The following is an 18941-nucleotide window of genomic DNA, read 5'->3' as shown; positions in this document are numbered from 1 at the left end:
CCGGTGCTGAGCCGCGTACCCGGCTCACATCTCGCCGCACGCGAGCCGCCACGCCGCCGGCACCTCACCGCACGCCGGCCGCCTACCCCCGTCCGCCTCACCGCCCCGAGGCGATCAGTCCACCGGTGCCTTCGTCCTCAGCACCGTGAGGAACTCGCGCATCCAGGCCGGGTGGTCCGGCCAGGCGCGGGCGGAGACGAGGGTGCCGTCGACCACCGCCTCCGCGTCCTGGAAGGTCGCTCCGGCGGCCTGCATGTCCAGTTCCAGTGCCGGGTAGGCGGTGACGCGGCGGCCGCGCAGGGCGTCGGCGGCGGCCGTGAGGAGCGGACCGTGGCAGATCTGGGCCACGGGCTTGTCGGCGTCGAAGAAGGACTTGAGGATCTTGCGGAGTTCGGGGTCGTTGCGGAGGTACTCGGGCGCGCGGCCGCCCGGGATCACCACGGCGGCGTACTGGCCGGGGTCGACCTCCGAGAATGCGAGGTCGGCGGGCCAGGTGTAGCCGGGCTTCTCCGTGTACGTGTCGAAGCCGGGTTCGAAGTCGTGGACCACGAAGCGGAGCTGCTTGCGGGTGGGGGCCGCGATATGGACCTCGTAGCCCTCCTCGCGCAGGCGCTGGTAGGGGTACAGGACCTCCAGTGATTCCGCCGCGTCGCCGGTGACCATCAGGATCTTCGGTGTCATGTCGGTGCCGCTCCCTTCGGTAGAGCTTCGGTGGAGCTTCAGCGGGTCCCCAGCGGGTCCCAGCAGGTCCCAGCAGGTCCCAGCGGGTCCCAGCAGGTCCCAGTAGGTCCAGCAGGTCCAGCGGGTCCTAGCGGGACTTCAGAGGGGCTACAGGTCTATTCCGCCTCTGCTCCACCGCCCTCGTCAACGTGGTGCCGTAGGAGAGGGTTACCGGAGGACTGCACGTTCCCGTCCCTTTCGTCCCTGTGCATACTGTCAAAGTTCCACCCCCGGTTTTGTACACATACGGCTCATGACGGGCCCCGGGTAGGGAGCGATAGCCTGGTGGCGTGATCAGCGCGATATCTCGCGGGGGCCCAGTTGCCCCTGCCTCGCGCCCGGAGCGCACGGACGACATCCGTGACCGGGCGGCGATCGCTGATCTTCATGGGCGGGACGGAGCGGCGACCGCGTCAAGCACCAGCGGAAACGCGGACGCAAGCGGAATCGTGAGCGTGCTCCGTAGGCCGCGGACACCCCGGGGACGGACGACGCAGAGATCAGCGTCACAGTCGCCGCAGGTGCCGAGAATGGCCGATACCACCCCGCTCATCTCTCCATGCGGCATAGCGTCGGACCAGACCGGACACCCCGCGTCACGGCGTTACGTCGGAGAAGAGACCGTACTTCCTTCTACGTCACGCAACGGCGCGCGACAGGAGCCAGAGGACAATGCAGACCAAGCTGGACGAAGCCAAGGCCGAGCTGCTCGAGAGGGCTGCCCGGGTAGCTGAGAACAGCCCGGTCGGGGGGCACCTACCGACTGGGACGACGAGCGAGGGCACTCCGGACAAGGACACCGTGCTCGCGTTCCTCCAGCGCTACTACCTGCACACCGCCCCGGAGGACCTGACCGACCGCGACCCGGTCGATGTCTTCGGAGCCGCCTTCTCCCACTACCGACTGGCCGAGAACCGCCCCCAGGGCACGGCCAACGTCCGAGTGCACACGCCCACCGTCGAGGAGAACGGCTGGACCTGCAGCCACTCCGTCGTCGAGGTCGTGACCGACGACATGCCCTTCCTCGTCGACTCGGTCACCAACGAGCTGTCCCGGCAGGGCCGCGGCATCCACCTCGTCATCCACCCGCAGTTCGTCGTACGGCGCGATCTGACCGGCGAGCTCATCGAGGTGCTGCCCGGCCGGCCCACCATCGAGGATCTGCCGCACGACGCGCACGTCGAGTCCTGGATCCATGTCGAGATCGACCGTGAGACCGACCGTGCCGACCTGAAGCAGATCACCGCCGATCTGCTGCGCGTCCTGTCCGACGTCCGCGAGGCCGTCGAGGACTGGGAGAAGATGCGCGACGCCGCGCTGCGCATCGCGGAGGAACTGCCCACCGAGCCGACCGCCGACGACCTGCGTGACCTGGAGGTCGAGGAGGCCCGTGAGCTGCTGCGCTGGCTCTCGGACGACCACTTCACCTTCCTGGGGTTCCGCGAGTACGAGCTGCGCGACGACGACTCGCTGGCCGCCGTTCCCGGCACCGGACTCGGCATCCTGCGCTCCGACCCGCAGCACGGCGGTGACGACAGTCACCCGGTCAGCCCGTCCTTCGAGCGGCTGCCCGCCGACGCCCGCGCCAAGGCCCGTGAGCACAAGCTGCTCGTCCTCACCAAGGCCAACAGCCGCGCCACCGTGCACCGGCCGTCCTACCTCGACTACATCGGTGTGAAGAAGTTCGACGCCGAGGGCAACGTGATCGGTGAGCGGCGCTTCCTGGGCCTGTTCTCCTCGGCCGCGTACACCGAGTCCGTGCGCCGCGTCCCCGTGGTCCGCCGCAAGGTCGAGGAGGTCCTCAAGGGTGCGGGCTTCTCGCCCAACAGCCACGACGGCCGCGACCTGCTCCAGATCCTGGAGACCTACCCGCGCGACGAGCTCTTCCAGACGCCCGCCGACGAGCTGCGCTCCATCGTCACCAGCGTCCTCTACCTCCAGGAGCGGCGCCGGCTGCGCCTCTACCTGCGTCAGGACGAGTACGGCCGCTACTACTCGGCCCTCGTCTACCTCCCGCGCGACCGCTACACCACCGGCGTGCGCCTCAGGATCATCGACATCCTGAAGGAGGAGCTGAACGGCACCAGCGTCGACTTCACCGCCTGGAACACCGAGTCGATCCTCTCCCGGCTGCACTTCGTGGTCCGTGTCCCGCAGGGCACCGAGCTGACGCAGCTCAGCGACGCCGACAAGGACAGGCTCGAGGTGCGGCTCGTCGAGGCCGCCCGCTCCTGGGCCGACGGTTTCGCCGAGGCGCTGAACGCCGAGTGCGGCGAGGAGCGCGCGGCCGAGCTGCTGCGCCGCTACGGCAGCGCGTTCCCCGAGGGCTACAAGGCCGACCACACCCCGCGCGCCGCTGTCGCCGACCTGGTCCACTTGGAGAAGCTCACCCGCGACCGGAGCAAGGACTTCGCGCTCAGCCTGTACGAGCCGGTCGGTGCCGGTCCCGGCGAGCGCCGCTTCAAGATCTACCGCACCGGTGAGCAGGTCTCCCTGTCCGCGGTCCTGCCGGCCCTCAACCGCATGGGCGTCGAGGTCACCGACGAGCGCCCGTACGAGCTGCGCTGCTCGGACCGTACGACGGCCTGGATCTACGACTTCGGGCTGCGTCTGCCCAAGTCGCTGAACGGCAACGGCGACTACCTCGGCGACGACGGCCGTGAGCGCTTCCAGGAGGCCTTCGCCGCCACCTGGACCGGCGAGGCCGAGAACGACGGCTTCAACGCCCTCGTGCTGAGCGCCGGGCTGTCCTGGCGGCAGGCGATGGTGCTGCGCGCGTACGCCAAGTACCTGCGCCAGGCGGGCTCCACCTTCAGCCAGGACTACATGGAGGACACCCTCCGAAACAATGTCCACACCACGCGGCTGCTGGTCTCCCTCTTCGAGGCGCGGATGTCGCCGGAGCGCCAGCACGCGGGTGTCGAGCTGACCGACGCGCTGATGGAGGAGCTGGACGCCGCTCTCGACCAGGTGGCCAGCCTGGACGAGGACCGGATCCTGCGCTCCTTCCTCACCCTCATCAAGGCGACCCTGCGCACCAACTTCTTCCAGGAGGCGCTGGGCGGCAAGCCGCACGAGTACGTCTCCATGAAGTTCGACCCGCAGGCCATCCCGGACCTGCCGGCGCCGCGACCGGCGTACGAGATCTGGGTGTACTCGCCGAAGGTGGAGGGCGTGCACCTGCGCTTCGGCAAGGTCGCGCGCGGTGGTCTGCGCTGGTCCGACCGGCGCGAGGACTTCCGGACGGAGATCCTGGGCCTGGTCAAGGCGCAGATGGTGAAGAACACCGTCATCGTGCCCGTCGGCGCCAAGGGCGGCTTCGTCGCCAAGCAGCTGCCCGACCCGTCCGTGGACCGCGACGCCTGGCTCGCGGAGGGCATCCGCAGCTACCGGACCTTCATCTCGGCGCTGCTCGACATCACCGACAACCTGGTCGCCGGTGCGGTCGTGCCTCCGGTGGACGTGGTCCGGCACGACGGGGAGGACACCTACCTCGTCGTCGCCGCCGACAAGGGCACCGCGACCTTCTCCGACATCGCCAACGAGGTCGCCGAGAGCTACAACTTCTGGCTCGGGGACGCCTTCGCCTCCGGCGGCTCCGCCGGATACGACCACAAGAAGATGGGCATCACCGCGCGCGGTGCCTGGGAGTCCGTGAAGCGGCACTTCCGGGAGCTGGGCGTCAACACCCAGACCGAGGACTTCACCGTCGTCGGCGTCGGTGACATGTCCGGTGACGTGTTCGGCAACGGCATGCTGCTCTCCGAGCACATCCGCGTGGTCGCCGCCTTCGACCACCGGCACATCTTCCTCGACCCGACCCCGGACGCGGAGACCTCGTACGCCGAGCGCCGTCGTCTCTTCGAGCTGCCGCGCTCGTCCTGGGCCGACTACAACACCGAACTGATCTCGGCCGGCGGCGGAGTCTTCCCGCGGACGGCCAAGGCGATCCCGGTCAACGCGCACGTCCGTGAGGCCCTCGGCATCGAGGCCGGTGTCATGAAGATGACCCCGGCCGACCTGATGAAGGCGATCCTGCAGGCGCCGGTCGACCTGCTGTGGAACGGCGGCATCGGTACGTACGTCAAGTCGTCCGCCGAGTCCCACGCGGACGTCGGCGACAAGGCCAACGACGCCATCCGCGTCGACGGCGCCGACCTGCGCGTCAAGGTCGTCGGCGAGGGCGGCAACCTCGGTCTGACCCAGCTGGGCCGGATCGAGTTCGCGCAGCACGGCGGCAAGATCAACACCGACGCCATCGACAACAGCGCGGGCGTGGACACCTCCGACCACGAGGTGAACATCAAGATCCTGCTCAACGCTGTCGTGAGCAACGGCGATCTGACGGTCAAGCAGCGCAACAAGCTGCTCGCCGAGATGACCGACGAGGTCGGCGCGCTGGTCCTGCGCAACAACTACGCGCAGAACGTGGCGATCGCCAACGCGCTCGCCCAGTCGCCGAGCATGCTCCACGCCCAGCAGCGCTTCCTGCGTTTCCTGGTCAGGGAGGGCCACCTCGACCGGGCGCTGGAGTTCCTGCCCAACGAGCGGCAGATCCGTGAGCGGCTCAACTCCGGGCAGGGCCTGACCGGTCCGGAGACGGCCGTGCTCCTCGCGTACACGAAGATCACCGTCGCCGACGAGCTGCTCGCCACCTCGCTGCCCGACGACCCGCACCTGCAGAAGCTGCTGTTCGCGTACTTCCCCACCGCGCTGCGCGAGAAGTTCCGCGAGCAGATCGAGGCGCACGCGCTGCGCCGCGAGATCGTGACGACCATCCTGGTCAACGACACGGTCAACACGGGTGGTACGAGCTTCCTGCACCGCCTCCGTGAGGAGACGGGCGCGTCCCTGGAGGAGATCGTCCGGGCGCAGACCGCGGCCCGCGCGATCTTCGAGTCGAGCAAGGTGTGGGACGCGGTGGAGGCGCTCGACAATGTCGTCGCCGCTGACGTCCAGACCAGGATCCGGCTGCACTCGCGTCGTCTCGTCGAGCGGGGCACGCGCTGGCTGCTCAACAACCGGCCGCAGCCGCTCCAGCTCGCCGAGAACATCTCCTTCTTCCGCGAGGGCGTCGCGGAGGTCTGGGGCGAGCTGCCCAAGCTGCTGCGCGGTGCGGACCTGGAGTGGTACCAGCAGATCTTCGAGGAGCTGACGGGCGCCGGCGTCCCCGAGGAGCTCGCCACGCACGTGGCCGGGTTCTCCTCGGCCTTCCCGACGCTGGACATCGTCGCGGTGGCCGACCGCACGGGCAAGAACCCGATGTCCGTCGCCGAGGTCTACTACGACCTCGCCGACCGCCTGAACATCACCCAGCTGATGGACCGCATCATCGAGCTCCCGCGTGCCGACCGCTGGCAGTCCATGGCCCGCGCCTCGATCCGCGAGGACCTGTACGCGGCCCACGCGGCGCTCACCGCGGACGTGCTCGCCGTCGGCAACGGCACCTCGACCCCGGAGGAGCGCTTCAAGGCCTGGGAGGAGAAGAACGCCGCGATCCTGGGCCGCGCCCGCACCACCCTGGAGGAGATCCAGACCTCGGACTCGTTCGACCTGGCGAACCTGTCGGTGGCGATGCGCACGATGCGGACGCTCCTGCGGACGCACTCGTAGGCCACCTCTGGGTGCGCTTGACTCACTCGTGAGTGCACTTGTTTCACTCGATCGGATGTACGTCGATGGGGGCAGCCCCGGCCGGGATGGCCGGGGCTGCCCCCATTTGCGCAGGTAGGCGCAAGCGCTTCGGCCGCCCTCTTGCCTCGCTCTTGCAGATCTCTCGGGAAAACCGGAACTGGAATTTACCTATTGCTGATAAAAGGGACAATTGTGACTGTGAACCTCTCCGAGGGGCGGGCCCGTGTAGGCCGACAGGCCCCCGCACCGGCCCAGCCCGCACCTCCCGCCACTCCTCCCGGGGCGATCGAAAGGACCCGGCGGATCGTCCTCGAAGTGGTGAAGTTCGGGGCCGTCGGCGGTAGCGGTATCGCAGTCAACTTCCTGGTTTTCAACCTTCTCCTGCACGGCCTGATGTGGGCCCCGATGGCCGCCACGGTCATCGCCAGCTGTGTCGCCATGGGCAGCAATTACCTCGGCTTCCGCTTCTTCGCCTACCGTGACCGGGCCTCGCGCACCCGACGCCAGATCGTCCTGTTCTTCGCCTTCAGCGGCATCGGTGTCATCATGGAGAGCGCGCTGTTCTACATCGGCTACCACGGCCTGGGCATGGACACCCCGCTCGGCTCCAACCTGGCCAAGGCGCTGTCGATCGTGCTGGCCTCGGCGTTCCGTTTCCTGGTGTACCGCACCTGGGTGTTCGAGCAGGTGAAACACAGTCGTTAGACAGTCACCCGCAACCCTTGGCTGGCGATCGGCATCTACCTAGGTGATACGCAAATGGACTAGATCGCCTAGGTTGAACCATCAGGAATGTCTAGCATTAATAGGATGAGTGTGGATCACCCCTGCCCGCCAGCAGAAACAGCAGCCCTGCCCGCCGTGTCGGTGGTCGTGATCGTCTACAACGACGCGTCCCGGCTGACGACGGCCGTGCGCTCCGTTCTCGACCAGACCCTGCGCGCTGTCGAGGTCGTGATCGTCGACGACCGCAGCACGGACGGCTCGTACGACGTGGCGCAGCGGCTGGCCGCCGCGCACCCGGACCGCGTCCGGGCCTTCAGGCTGCCCGAGAACAGCGGCGGCTGCGGCGCCCCCCGCAACCACGGCATCCAGCAGGCCCGCGGCGACTACGTCCTCTTCCTCGACAGCGATGACGTCCTGGAGCGCAACGCCTGCCGCAACATGCTGGAGGCCGCCGAGTCCACCGGCGCCGACCTCGTCTCCGGCCTGTGCGTGCGTGTGCACGTCGACTCGCGCACCGGCAAGGAGGTCAAGTGGTACCCCTGGCTGTACGACCGCACCCGCACCCTGGAGTCCATCTCCGAGCTGCCCGACCTGCTGGTCTTCGACACGCTGTCGACGAACAAGTGCTACCGCAGGCAGTTCCTGCTCGATGAGGGCCTTCAGTTCCCGGTCGGGATCCACTACGAGGACCTGCTGTTCTCCGCGCAGGCCTACGTGGCCGCCCGGCGCATCACGCTCATCCCGAACCGGGTGTACGACTGGCGGATCGTCGAGAAGGCGGCCGCGAAGTCCATCAGCAACCGGCGTGACGAGATCGCCAACTTCACGCACCGCATGGAGATCCACCGCCGGGTCGACGAGCTCCTCGCCGAGCACGGTCTGCTGGAGCTGAAGTTCGCCAAGGACGTCAAGTGGCTCAAGCACGACCTGGTGCTGCACCTGCGCGAGCTGCCCTTCCGTGACGAGACCTACCGCCAGGAGTTCGCGCAGATCGCGCGTACCTACCTGGAGTCGATCGACCGCGTCGCCTTCGACGAGATCGAGCCGATCCACGCCATCTGCGCGTACCTCCTCCACGAGAGCGACTGGGACAACCTGCTGCCCGCCGTGGACACGCTCAGCAACCGCGACAAGATCTCCTCGCCGCTCGTCGAGCACGACGGACGCGTGTACTGGTGTGCCGAGCACATCGAGCACGACGCCTTCGCCCGGCACGTCCTGGACGTCACCGAGCTCGGCTACCACACCAAGCCGGTCGAGAAGATGTTCCTGCGCAACGCGCTGACCGGATACGAGGAGGCCGACGGCACCGTCCGGCTGGCCGGGCGCATCACCAACCCGCTCGGTGTGATCCCGCCCGACGCCCGGCTCTCCGCGCAGCTGGAGTTCTACGCCCGCCGTCCGGGCGTGCGCTTCCAGACCTTCCGCTTCCCCGTGGCCACCGTGCGCCACGAGGGCGAGGCCATCGCCTGGGAGGCCTCGGCCGACCTCGCCAAGGGCCTGCGCCCGCTCGGCATCGTGGACGCGGTCTGGGACGTACGCCTCCAGCTCGCCGTCGCCGGCGAGGGCGAAGGCGCCAAGACGGTCCGCACCACGACCCGGCTCACGACCTCCGAGCCCGAGCTGGCCCAGGGGCACCTGCCCGTCCGGCCCCGCCTCACCCGGCTGGTCGCCGACCGCATCGAGCCCGAGGTCTCCTCCCGCGGCCACCTCTCCTTCCGGCTCGTCCCGGACAAGAAGGCCAACGAACTCGTCCAGCGCGGTGTGCAGGGCCCGACCGGGCGGCTCGCCAAGACCGGCTACCGCAAGGCCAAGGCGCTGCGCAAGGAACTCGCCTCCGGTGACACCAAGCTCCGCGTCTACCACGACGTGTTCAGCCGTCTGCCCGTCAAGAAGGGCCTCGTCGTCTTCGAGAGCCACCTGGGCCGGCAGTACAGCGACAGCCCCAAGGCCATCTACGAGGAGATGCGCCGCCAGGGCATCGAGTTCGAGGCCGTGTGGGCCTACGCGGACAGTCCCCAGGGCTTCCCGGAGGACGCCACCCTCGTACGCCGCTGGTCGCTGCCGTACCTCAGGGCGCTCGCGCAGGCCGAGTACTGGGTGGACAACCAGAGCTACCCGCTGAAGGTCGCCAAGCGGCCCGAGACGACGTACATCCAGACCTGGCACGGTTCGGCGCTCAAGCGGATGGGCTTCGACGAGCCGGAGTGGAAGCTCAAGTCCCGTGAGGAGCAGGCCGAGCAGCAGAGCACCCTCGACCGCTTCGACCGCTTCCTGATCCGCTCCGAGCACGACGTTCGTACTCTCGCGCGGGCGTTCCGCCTCCAGGAGCGGACGCTGCTGCGGGTGGGCTACCCGCGCAACGACGCGCTCGTCCAGGCCAAGCAGCGCGAGGAGGCCACCGGGCAGCGGGAGCGCGGCGCACTGGCGGCCGAGTTCGGCATCCCGGAGGACAAGCAGATCCTGCTGTACGCGCCGACCTTCCGGCAGCGCGGCGGCAAGCGCCGGTTCGAGCTGCCCTTCGACGTGGAGCGCTTCGCCGACACCTTCGGCGACCGCTATGTCCTCCTGGTCCGCTCGCACTACCTCAACCACGTCGTGCTGCCGCCCTCCGTGCGCGGCCGGATCATCGACGTGACGAACTATCACGACATGACCCCCCTGCTGGCGCTCGCCGACGGTCTGATCACCGACTACTCGTCCGTGATGTTCGACTACTCCCTCCTCGACCGCCCGATGTTCTTCTTCACGTACGACTACGACGAGTACGTGCACGAGGGCCGCGGAACCTACTTCGACCTGCTGGAGAGGGCCCCCGGCCCGGTCGTCCGCACCGAGGACGAGCTGCACGCGGTCCTGGACTCGCTGGAGGAGCAGAAGGTGAAGTACGCGGCTCCGCGCGAGCGGTTCGTCGCCGACTTCGGCGAGTTCGACCAGGGCAACGCCGCGCAGAGCATCGTCGACCAGTTCTTCTCCCAGTGGAGGCGCGCGTGACCGCGTACAGCGAGCGGGACGTCTTCTTCGTCTCCAACAGCGTCGACGAGCTCGGCGGCGTGACCAGCTGGTCGCACCAGATGGCCCGGCTGTTCACCGAGCGCGGCCACCGCGTCCACGTCATCGGCATCACCGAGCCCGCGGTCGTCCAGGAGCTCGGCGAACTCCCGTACCCCACCACGACGTTGTACGACGCCCACCCGCCGCGCGTGGGCTCCGCGCGCGGCATCAAGGGGCGGCTCAACGTCGCCGAGCGCAGGCTGCGCGCCGAACGGGCGGCGGGCATGCGTGAGCAGGCCGCCAAGCTGACCCGGCTGTTCCGGGCCGCGCGTCCCGGCGCCGTCGTGATCGTCACGCAGGTGTGGGCGATGGAGTGGGTGGAGCTCGCCGACACCACCGGTCTGACCGTCATCGGCATGAGCCACGAGTCCTTCGCGTACTCGAAGGCGACCTCGCGCTTCGGGCGGGTGCAGAAGCACTACAAGGACGTCGACCGGATGCTCGCGCTCACCCGCGAGGACGCCGACCTGTGGATCCGCCAGGGCCTCGACAACGCGTCCTTCATGCCGAACCCGATCCCCTTCATGCCCGAGGTGCCCTCCTCGCGCACCGAGAACGTCGTCGTCAGCGTCGGCCGGCTCTCGGACCAGAAGGGCATCGACATGCTCCTCGACACCTGGGCCGAGGTGGCGCCCCGCCATCCCGACTGGACCTTGCGGATCTTCGGCTCCGGCGAGGACGAGGAGATGCTCAAGAAGCAGTGCACCGCCCTCGGCCTCGACGACTCCGTCGAGTGGATGGGCCGTACCAGCGACGTACCCGGCGCCCTGCGCGGCGGCTCCGTCTTCGTCCTGTCCTCCCGCGGCGAGGGCTTCCCCCTCGCCCTCATGGAGGCCATGGCGACCGCCCTGCCGTGTGCCGCCTTCGACTGCGCGCCCGGCGTGCACGAGATCATCCAGGACGGCGAGGACGGTCTCCTCGCGGCCCTGGGCAACACCGGCGAACTGGCCCGCCGCCTCGACACCCTGATGTCCGACAAGGACCTGCGCGACCGCATCGGCGAGGCGGCCCGCGTCAACATCCAGCGCTACACGACGGACGAGATCGTCCGCAGGTGGGAAGACCTCTTCACCTTCTTGGAGAGGTAGAAGTTCTTGGAGAGGTAGAAGTGAATGTGGTGGGCCGGATGATTCCGGCCCACCGAGGCGCGCACCGAAGGGGCGCGGGGAACTGCGCGCTCAGCCGCGCACAACCCGCAGCCGACAGCACACAGTTCCCCGCACCCCTGAGTCGCCCCTACTTCCCCGTGAACTTCTCGTACTCCGCGAGCACATCCTCCGTGGGCCCGTCCAGCCGAAGCTCCCCCCGCTCCAGCCAGAGCACGCGGTCGCACGTGTCCCGGATCGACTTGTTGTTGTGGCTCACCAGGAACACGGTGCCCGCGTGCTTGCGCAACTCCCGGATCCGCTCCTCGGAGCGCTTCTGGAAGGAGCGGTCCCCCGTGGCGAGGGCCTCGTCGATCATCAGCACGTCGTGGTCCTTGGCCGCCGCGATGGAGAACCGCAGCCGCGCCGCCATCCCGGAGGAGTACGTCCGCATCGGGAGGGTGATGAAGTCGCCCTTCTCGTTGATGCCGGAGAAGTCGACGATCTCCTGGTAGCGCTCCCTGACCTGCTCGCGGGACATGCCCATGGCGAGTCCGCCGAGGTAGACGTTCCGCTCACCCGTGAGGTCACTCATCAGGGCCGCGTTGACGCCGAGCAGCGAGGGCTGGCCGTCGGTGTAGATCTTGCCGTTCTCCACGGGAAGGAGGCCGGCGACCGCCTTGAGCAGGGTGGACTTGCCCGAGCCGTTGGTGCCGATCAGCCCGATGGCCTCGCCGCGGTAGGCGGTGAAGGACACGTCCTTGACGGCGTGCACCTTGCGTACGCCCGCGGCCTTCTCGGTCTGCTTGCGCCGCAGCATGCGGTTGAGCGCGGCGGTGGCGCTGCCCCGCCCCGCGCTGGTGCCGTTGACCCGGTAGACGATGTCCACGTGGTCGGCGACGACGGTGGGGACGAGCGCGTCGGCGCTGCCGGCCGCGCCCTGGGGCCGCGCGTCCTGCGTGAGGGTGTCAGCCATGTCAGCCACGTCCGTACGTCTCCTCGGCCTTCCAGAAATAGATGAAGCCGCCGACTCCGGCGAGCAGCGCCCAGCCGATCGCCAGCGCCCACACGTGGTGCGGCAGCTGGTGGGCGTGGAAGCTGTCGATCAGCGCGTAGCGCGTCAGGTCGATGTAGACGGCGGCCGGGTTGCTCTCCAGGGCGACCATCGCCCAGTGCGGCATGTGGCTGTGCTTGAGCGTCGAGGCGATGCTCCACATGACACCGGAGACGTACATCCAGGTGCGCAGCACGAACGGCATGAGCTGCGCGATGTCCGGCGTCTTGGCGCCCATGCGCGCCATGACCATCGCCACGCCCGCGTTGAAGACGAACTGCAGCGTCAGGATCGGCACGACGAGCAGCCACGACGCGCTCACGGGAATGCCGAAGCAGAGCAGGATGACGACCAGCGCGGCCATCGAGAACAGCAGCTGCTGGAGCTGCTGGATGGCGTACGACACCGGCAGCGCGGCCCGCGGGAAGTGCAGGGCTCGGACCAGGCCGAGGCTGCCGGAGATCGCCCGGGTGCCCGCCATGATCGAGCTCTGTGTGAAGGTCCAGATGAAGACGCCGGTGACCAGGAACGGCACGAAGTCGGGCACACCGTGCTTGGTGCCGAGCAGCACACCGAAGATGAAGTAGTAGACCGCCGCGTTCAGCAGCGGGTTCGCCACCTGCCAGACCTGGCCGAGCTTTGCCTGGCTGTACTGGGCGGTGAGCTTGGCGGTGGCGAAGGCGGTGATGAAGTGACGCCGTGCCCAGAGCTGGCGGACGTACTCCGGCAGGGTCGGGCGGGCGCCGCTGACGGTGAGGCCGTACCGGGCGGCGAGCGCCGCGGGATCGTCGGTGGGGGGAACCGACGTCGGCGGTGTGTGGAGGACCTGGCTCACATCCGCTGCTTTCGCTCGGGGGGTGGGATGCGCGGGCCGTCCTTGACGTTTCTTAACTGCCGCTTTGCCAGTCTCTTACGTCGGGACGGGACCGTATCGTCGCAACGCGAGACTATGGCTTCTCGACGTCGGAACGCAACCGTTTCGTCGTCACGCCCTATGCTGGAAGGCATGACGACGAACGCCGACACCACGAGTGCCGCCGCGAACGCGGGGAGTGCTGCCGGGAAGGCCCCGCGTCGTAGGGCTCCGGCGGGGGCGGCCGTGCTGCGCGAGGACGTGACCGAGGCGATCCGGGCCGCCGTTTTCGAGGAGCTCGCGGCCGTCGGCTACGCCCGGATGTCCATCGAGGGCATCGCGCGCCGCGCGGGCGTCGGCAAGACGGCGGTGTACCGGCGATGGCGTTCGAAACTGCACCTGGTGCTCGACCTGGTCTCCGCCATCGCGGTCCAGGGACTGCCCGCCCCCGACACGGGCTCCCTGGAGGGCGACCTGCGCCTGCTGTACGAGGTCACCTCCCGTGCGCTGCGCCACCCCGTGGCCGGCCAGATCATCCCGGACCTCCAGGCGGAGGCGGCCCGCAACCCCGACATCGCGGACGCCATGCAGAAGGCGCTGCGGGAAGGCCAGCAGGGAGTGGCGAGCGGGATCGTCGCGGCTGCGGCCGCGCGGGGCGAGGTGCGCGAGGGGATCGACCAGGAACTCGCGCTCGACCTCATGTCGGGCCCGCTGTACTGGCGGGCGGTGGTGGTCCGCGGGCCCAAGCTGCCGAAGGGGTACCTGGCGAGCCTGGCCCGGGCTACGGCGGCGGCGTTGCGGGCGCTGTGAGGGCGCCCGTCCGACGGGCGGGACCGGCTTGGACGGCAGGAGTGCCCTCATGAGGATGTTTCCTTCCAACGGGGCCTGGGGCGGCCTGTTTTCCGCGGTCGGTGTTCCCCGTTGAGATCGACTCTGCCGTCACCTGTTCGCCCACGGTGGCTGCCGTTCGCCTAACCTGTGCCCATGCGAGAGACGGTGCGGCAGGCGGCGCGGGCCACGGCCGGCCTCGTCATGTCCGCCGCGCTGGCCTTCGGCACGATCCTCTTCATCACCGTGCTGCTGATCACGGCCACGCTGACGCTCGCGGTCGTCGGCGCCGGGCTGCTGCCCGAGACGGTGCTGCTGATCCGGCGGATCGCCGGGGCCAAGCGGAACCTGGTGGTCCAGTGGACGGGCAAGGTGATCCCCGAGGCCTACCAGCCTATCGAGGGCCCACTGCGGCAACGGCTGCGCACGGCGGTCCGCGGCCCCGGCACGCTCGGCGACTTCCGCTGGATGATCTGCCACTACGTCTACGGCTTCCTCGGACTGCTCACCGCCCCGCTGTGGCTGCTGGGCCTGCCCGTCGACGGCGTACGGCAGGGGCTGCTGGGCCGTTCCCCGCTCGTCCTGCCGCTGATCGGCCGGCTCGCGGACCTCGACGCCGCCTGGTCCACCGCCCTGCTCAAGCCCTCCCCGGAGGCGCTGCTCGCCGTCCGGATCGAGGAGCTGACCGAGACCCGGGCCGGTGCGATCGCCGCGCACGGCGCCGAACTGCGCCGCATCGAGCGCGACCTGCACGACGGCACGCAGGCCCGGCTGGTCTCCCTGTCGATGCGCATCGGCATCGCCAAGCGGGCCTACGAACGCGACCCGGAGACCGCGCTCAAACTTCTCGAGGACGCGCAGAGCCAGGCCGAGGAGGCGCTGACCGAGCTGCGCCACGTCGTCCGTGGCATCCACCCGCCGATCCTCACCGACCGGGGACTGGCCGGCGCCGTGCGGGCGCTCGCCGCGAGCAGCGGGCTGGACGTCACCGTCGTCGTGGACGGCCTGGAGGACGGGGCGCAGAGCGGGTCCCGGGCCCCGGCGGCGGTCGAGGCGGCGGCGTACTTCGTGGTCGCCGAGTCGCTGACGAACGCGGCCAAGCACAGCGGATCCGAGCACGCCGAGGTGCGGCTGGTGCGCAAGCGCGGCGGGCTGAGCGTCCGGGTCGCCGACGAGGGGCAGGGTGGAGCTGGGGGCACCTCCCAGGCTTTCGGCTCTGGGGGAGAAGGGGGTGGCTCCGGGCTGCTCGGTATGCAGCGACGCGTGGCCGCGCTCGACGGGACCCTGCTGATGACCAGCCCCGTCGGGGGGCCGACCGTGATCGAGGTGGAGCTGCCGTGCGTGTGGTGACCGGGACAGTGGAGACGAGGCCGCCGTGCGTGTGGTGATCGCCGAGGACAACGCCCTCCTGCGGGAGGGGATGGTGCTGCTGCTGACCTCCGCCGGGCACGAGGTCGTGGCCGTCGCGGGCAGCGGCCCCGAGGTGCTGCCCGCCCTCCTCGAGCACCGGCCGGACGTCGCCGTGCTCGACGTCCGGATGCCGCCGGGCTTCCGCGACGAGGGCCTGCGCGCGGCCCTGGAGGCACGCAAGGAGATACCCGGCCTGCCGGTGCTCGTGCTCTCCCAGTACGTCGAGGAGTCGTACGCCGCCGAACTGCTCGGCGGTGGTGCGAGCGGGGTCGGCTATCTGCTCAAGGACCGGGTGGGCAGGGTCGACGAGTTCCTCGACGCGCTCGACCGGGTCGCCACGGGCGGTACGGCTCTCGACCCCGAGGTGGTCACCGAGCTCCTCACCCGCCGCCGTGACGACCCGCTCGACACGCTCACGCCCCGCGAGCGCGAGGTCCTGAAGCTGATGGCCGAAGGCCGCGACAACACGACCATCGCGAAGACGCTGGTCGTCACGGAACGCGCCGTCAGCAAGCACATCGGCAACGTCTTCCTGAAGCTGGGCCTGCCGCCGAGCGACAGCGGCCACCGCCGGGTACTCGCGGTACTGGCGTACCTCAACAGGGACTCGTAAACCGCACCGGGCACCGGAGTCCTGCCCATCCTGTGGATGACCCCTCGAACCCTTGAGGGCGGGGCATGGGGTCAGTGTGGTGTGGGGGTGTCCGGGGCGCAGCCGCGGAGGGTGTGGGCGATGACGTGTTCCAGGTCCCTGTCCAGGGTTTCGCTGGGCAGGGTGACGCTGACCGCGAGCCGCGCGAAGCCGTTGAGGGTGCTGAAGATCGGGATGGCGATGGTCTCCAGGGGGCCTTCGCGGACCTCGCCCCTGCGCTGGGCCGCCGTGATGAGTTCCGCGGCCAGGCCCCCCATGCTCTGGGAGGCCTTGACCAGGGCCTCGGACGCCTCCGGGTCGTGCTTGACGGCGAACATGAGGTCGAGGAGTTCCGCGTTGGCGGTGGCGAAGCCCACGTAGGTGCGGGCCAGGGCGCCGAGCCGGTCGGCGAAGGACTCGCCCGTGGTCTCCTGCGACGCGGTCAGGGTGGCCAGGAGCCGTTCGAAGCCGGCCAGGGCCAGCGCGTCCAGCAGGGCCTGCTTGTCCTTGAAGTGCCGGCTCGGGGCCGCGTGACTGACGCCCAGGTCGCGGGCGAGTTCGCGCAGGGACAGGGCGCCGGGGCCCCTCTCCTCGAGTGTTTCCTCGGCGCGGGTCAGCAGTGCGGCGCGCAGGTCTCCATGGTGGTAGCGGCGAGGGCGGGTCTGCATGCCCGACAGTCTATCCGGTATGTAACCGGCGACTACATTGTTGGCGCTGTCAGCTTTGTTGGCATCGTCATCATTGTTGTCGTTGACATCATTGTTGTCGGCGTCTACATTCGGGGCATGGCTACCAAGCACTCGGCTGACCAGAACAGCAAGTGGAACGCGGGCGGCATCGGTGACCAGCGCGGCCGCACGGCCGTGGTCACCGGCGCCAACAGCGGGCTCGGCATCGCCACCGTCGACGCCCTCGCCCGGGCCGGCGCCCATGTCGTCCTCGCGGTACGGGACCCGGAGCGCGGTGAGGCCGCCGCCCGCACCGTCAACGGAAGCGTCGAGGTGCGCCGACTGGACCTCGCGGACCTCGCGTCCGTGCGCGAGTTCGCCGCGTCCTGGCGGGGCGCACTCGATCTGCTGATCAACAACGCGGGCGTCATGAACATCCCCGAGGCCACCACGAAGGACGGCTTCGAGATGCAGTTCGGGACCAACCACCTGGGGCACTTCGCCCTGACGAACCTGCTGCTGCCGCACCTCACCGACCGGGTGGTCACCGTGTCCTCGGGGGCACACAAGGGGCCCGGCACCCCCCGCATCCACTTCGAGAACCTGAACCTGACCGGCGAGTACTCGCCCGTCGCCGCCTACAGCCAGTCCAAGCTCGCCAACCTGCTGTTCACCCTGGAACTCCAGAGCCGGCTGGCTGCCGCGGGGTCGTCCGTACGGGCCCTCGCCGCGCACCCGGGCTGGGCCGCCACCGGCCTCCAGGGCCGGGACGCCAGCGTGCTGCGGCGCGGGCTGATGGCGGTGGGCAACCGGTTCATCGCCCAGGACAACAAGGCCGGCGCCCTGCCCACGCTGTACGCCGCGACGCAGGACCTGCCCGGCGCCAGCTATGTGGGACCCGACGGGCTCGGCGAGATGCGCGGCGCGCCGACACTGGTCGGGCGCTCGGCCGCAGCCAGCGACCCGGTGTCCGCGGTCCGCCTGTGGGCGGCCTCCGAGGAACTGACCGGCGTCACCTTTCCCCGGCTGGAATCCGAGCAGATCCAGGGCCGGACCCCGCAGACCGTCTCGGTCTAGGTCCTGACAGCCCGGCAAGACCTGGACCGGCAAGACCTGGACCGACGGGCTCTGGGCCGACGGGGCCTGGGCCGACGGGGCCTGGGCCGACGGGGCCTGGGCCGACAGTGCCTGGGCCGACGGGGCCTGGACCGACAGGCTCTGGGGCGACGAGCCCTACGAGCGCGCCGCGCCGGGGTGCAGTCGTACCCACCCCGCCCATGCCGACGTGATCATGTCCTGGACGTCGTACTTCGCCTTCCAGTCCAGTTCCACCGCGATGCGGTCGGCGGAGGCGACGACGCGCGCCGGGTCGCCGGGGCGGCGCGGCGTGGTCACCGCGGGACGGTCGTAGCCGGTGATCGCGTTGATCCGGTCGATCATCTCGCGGACCGAAACGCCTTCTCCGCGACCGATGTTGAGGGTCAGGTCGCGGCCGGGAGAGGCCTCCAGGGCGCGGGCCGCGGCCACGTGGGCCTCCGCCAGGTCCACCACGTGGATGTAGTCCCGTACACACGTCCCGTCGGGCGTCGGGTAGTCGTCACCGAAGATGCGCGGCGGCGCGTCCTCCGTGAGCTTCTCGAAGACCATGGGGACGAGGTTGAAGACACCGACGTCGGCGAGTTCGGGGGTCGCCGCCCCCGCCACGTTGAAGTAGCGCAGCGACGCCGTGGACAGGCCCGTGGCGCGGCCCGTCGCACGGACCAGCCACTCGCCCGCCAGCTTCGTCTCGCCGTACGGGCTCATGGGTGCGCAGGGGGTCTCCTCCGTCACCAGGTTGACGTCCGGCATGCCGTAGACCGCGGCGGAGGACGAGAACACGAAGGAGCCGACGGACGCCGCCGTCACCGCCTCCAGGAGAACCCGCAGGCCCTCGACGTTCTCGCGGTAGTAGTGCAGCGGGAGGTCGACGGACTCACCGACCTGCTTCTTCGCCGCGAGGTGGACCACACCGGTGATCGCGTGTTCCTCGATCGTGCGGGCCAGCAGCTCGGCGTCCAGCGTCGAGCCGACCACCAGCGGCACGTCGGAGGGAACCCGCTCGGCGATGCCCGTGGACAGGTCGTCGTAGACCACGGCCTCCTCGCCCGCGTCCCGCATCGCGCGCACCACGTGCGCCCCGATGTAGCCGGCGCCGCCGGTGATCAGCCAGGTCATGAACGGTTGTCCCCTCGGGAGTGAGATAGGTGTGAGAGCGGTGTGAATCGGTGCGAGATCGGTG

13 protein-coding genes are annotated in these 18941 nt (G+C 69.5%); 8 read left to right on the top strand and 5 right to left on the bottom strand.

Annotation, left to right across the window (positions count from 1 at the left end):
- Window positions 1–114: 114 nt before the first annotated feature.
- On the bottom strand, window positions 115–681 hold the full coding sequence (locus ACFZDJ_RS07530) for a DJ-1/PfpI family protein (RefSeq protein WP_168492169.1): 567 nt from the start codon (window positions 679–681) through the stop codon (window positions 115–117).
- A gap of 711 nt (window positions 682–1392) precedes the next feature.
- Here ACFZDJ_RS07530 and ACFZDJ_RS07525 point away from each other — a divergent pair.
- The 4 genes from ACFZDJ_RS07525 to ACFZDJ_RS07510 all read left to right on the top strand — a co-directional run bounded on the left by ACFZDJ_RS07525 (window position 1393) and on the right by ACFZDJ_RS07510 (window position 11222).
- Complete coding sequence (locus tag ACFZDJ_RS07525) at window positions 1393–6333, top strand: NAD-glutamate dehydrogenase domain-containing protein (RefSeq protein ID WP_390926741.1); 4941 nt, start codon at window positions 1393–1395, stop codon at window positions 6331–6333.
- A 219-nt stretch (window positions 6334–6552) separates the two neighbouring features.
- Window positions 6553–7059: a GtrA family protein gene (locus tag ACFZDJ_RS07520; RefSeq protein WP_168508982.1), complete on the top strand. Its 507-nt coding sequence runs from the start codon at window positions 6553–6555 to the stop codon at window positions 7057–7059.
- Between the two features lie 105 nt (window positions 7060–7164).
- Window positions 7165–10074 (top strand): CDP-glycerol glycerophosphotransferase family protein, encoded by a 2910-nt coding sequence (locus tag ACFZDJ_RS07515; RefSeq protein ID WP_391056751.1) that lies wholly within the window; start codon window positions 7165–7167, stop codon window positions 10072–10074.
- A complete protein-coding gene (locus ACFZDJ_RS07510) occupies window positions 10071–11222 on the top strand; it encodes a glycosyltransferase (RefSeq protein ID WP_385368779.1) in 1152 nt (383 codons plus the stop codon). The genes ACFZDJ_RS07515 and ACFZDJ_RS07510 overlap by 4 nt, the downstream gene beginning before the upstream one ends.
- Window positions 11223–11370: 148 nt before the next feature.
- Here the strand turns inward: ACFZDJ_RS07510 and ACFZDJ_RS07505 are convergent, their stop codons facing one another.
- Together ACFZDJ_RS07505 and ACFZDJ_RS07500 are read right to left on the bottom strand one after the other, a co-directional pair.
- Entirely contained in the window at window positions 11371–12195 is an 825-nt protein-coding gene (locus ACFZDJ_RS07505; protein ID WP_248297710.1) for an ABC transporter ATP-binding protein, read from the bottom strand.
- Window position 12196: 1 nt separating this feature from the next.
- Window positions 12197–13108 (bottom strand): ABC transporter permease, encoded by a 912-nt coding sequence (locus ACFZDJ_RS07500; RefSeq protein ID WP_075029020.1) that lies wholly within the window; start codon window positions 13106–13108, stop codon window positions 12197–12199.
- A gap of 171 nt (window positions 13109–13279) precedes the next feature.
- Here ACFZDJ_RS07500 and ACFZDJ_RS07495 point away from each other — a divergent pair, with 171 nt between their 5' ends.
- The 3 genes from ACFZDJ_RS07495 (at window position 13280) to ACFZDJ_RS07485 (ending at window position 15977) form a co-directional block, all read left to right on the top strand.
- The gene (locus tag ACFZDJ_RS07495) at window positions 13280–13936 is read left to right on the top strand and encodes a TetR/AcrR family transcriptional regulator (RefSeq protein WP_225900326.1); all 657 of its coding nucleotides are present in this window, start codon (window positions 13280–13282) and stop codon (window positions 13934–13936) included.
- A 174-nt stretch (window positions 13937–14110) separates the two neighbouring features.
- Window positions 14111–15304, top strand: coding sequence for a histidine kinase (locus ACFZDJ_RS07490; RefSeq protein WP_391056748.1), 1194 nt, complete (start codon window positions 14111–14113; stop codon window positions 15302–15304).
- Window positions 15305–15329: 25 nt separating this feature from the next.
- A complete protein-coding gene (locus tag ACFZDJ_RS07485) occupies window positions 15330–15977 on the top strand; it encodes a response regulator transcription factor (RefSeq protein WP_099922356.1) in 648 nt (215 codons plus the stop codon).
- A gap of 71 nt (window positions 15978–16048) precedes the next feature.
- On the opposite strand, the gene ACFZDJ_RS07480 is transcribed toward ACFZDJ_RS07485, so the two are convergent.
- The gene (locus ACFZDJ_RS07480; protein WP_391056745.1) at window positions 16049–16663 is read right to left on the bottom strand and encodes a WHG domain-containing protein; all 615 of its coding nucleotides are present in this window, start codon (window positions 16661–16663) and stop codon (window positions 16049–16051) included.
- Between the two features lie 117 nt (window positions 16664–16780).
- On the opposite strand from ACFZDJ_RS07480, the gene ACFZDJ_RS07475 reads away from it, so the two are divergent.
- Window positions 16781–17740 (top strand): oxidoreductase, encoded by a 960-nt coding sequence (locus tag ACFZDJ_RS07475; RefSeq protein ID WP_384910794.1) that lies wholly within the window; start codon window positions 16781–16783, stop codon window positions 17738–17740.
- A 156-nt stretch (window positions 17741–17896) separates the two neighbouring features.
- Here ACFZDJ_RS07475 and galE read toward each other — a convergent pair whose 3' ends face one another.
- Entirely contained in the window at window positions 17897–18877 is a 981-nt protein-coding gene (galE, locus tag ACFZDJ_RS07470) for a UDP-glucose 4-epimerase GalE (RefSeq protein ID WP_391056743.1), read from the bottom strand.
- Window positions 18878–18941: the final 64 nt, after the last annotated feature.

It is taken from the genome of Streptomyces sp. NPDC007896 (assembly GCF_042959425.1).
In the GTDB taxonomy this organism is placed as follows: Bacteria; Actinomycetota; Actinomycetes; order Streptomycetales; family Streptomycetaceae; genus Streptomyces.
Note: the sequence above shows the minus strand (reverse complement) of the source record. Positions and strands in the feature narration are given on the sequence as shown.

Bases quoted from the DNA above. Each gene is read 5' to 3' on its own strand.
- ACFZDJ_RS07530 (WP_168492169.1), bottom strand. From the start codon at position 681: ATGACACCGAAGATCCTGATGGTCACCGGCGACGCGGCGGAATCACTG.
- ACFZDJ_RS07525 (WP_390926741.1), top strand. From the start codon at position 1,393: ATGCAGACCAAGCTGGACGAAGCCAAGGCCGAGCTGCTCGAGAGGGCT.
- ACFZDJ_RS07515 (WP_391056751.1), top strand. From the start codon at position 7,165: ATGAGTGTGGATCACCCCTGCCCGCCAGCAGAAACAGCAGCCCTGCCC.
- ACFZDJ_RS07505 (WP_248297710.1), bottom strand. From the start codon at position 12,195: ATGGCTGACACCCTCACGCAGGACGCGCGGCCCCAGGGCGCGGCCGGC.
- ACFZDJ_RS07495 (WP_225900326.1), top strand. From the start codon at position 13,280: ATGACGACGAACGCCGACACCACGAGTGCCGCCGCGAACGCGGGGAGT.
- ACFZDJ_RS07490 (WP_391056748.1), top strand. From the start codon at position 14,111: ATGCGAGAGACGGTGCGGCAGGCGGCGCGGGCCACGGCCGGCCTCGTC.
- ACFZDJ_RS07480 (WP_391056745.1), bottom strand. From the start codon at position 16,663: ATGCAGACCCGCCCTCGCCGCTACCACCATGGAGACCTGCGCGCCGCA.
- ACFZDJ_RS07475 (WP_384910794.1), top strand. From the start codon at position 16,781: ATGGCTACCAAGCACTCGGCTGACCAGAACAGCAAGTGGAACGCGGGC.
- galE (WP_391056743.1), bottom strand. From the start codon at position 18,877: ATGACCTGGCTGATCACCGGCGGCGCCGGCTACATCGGGGCGCACGTG.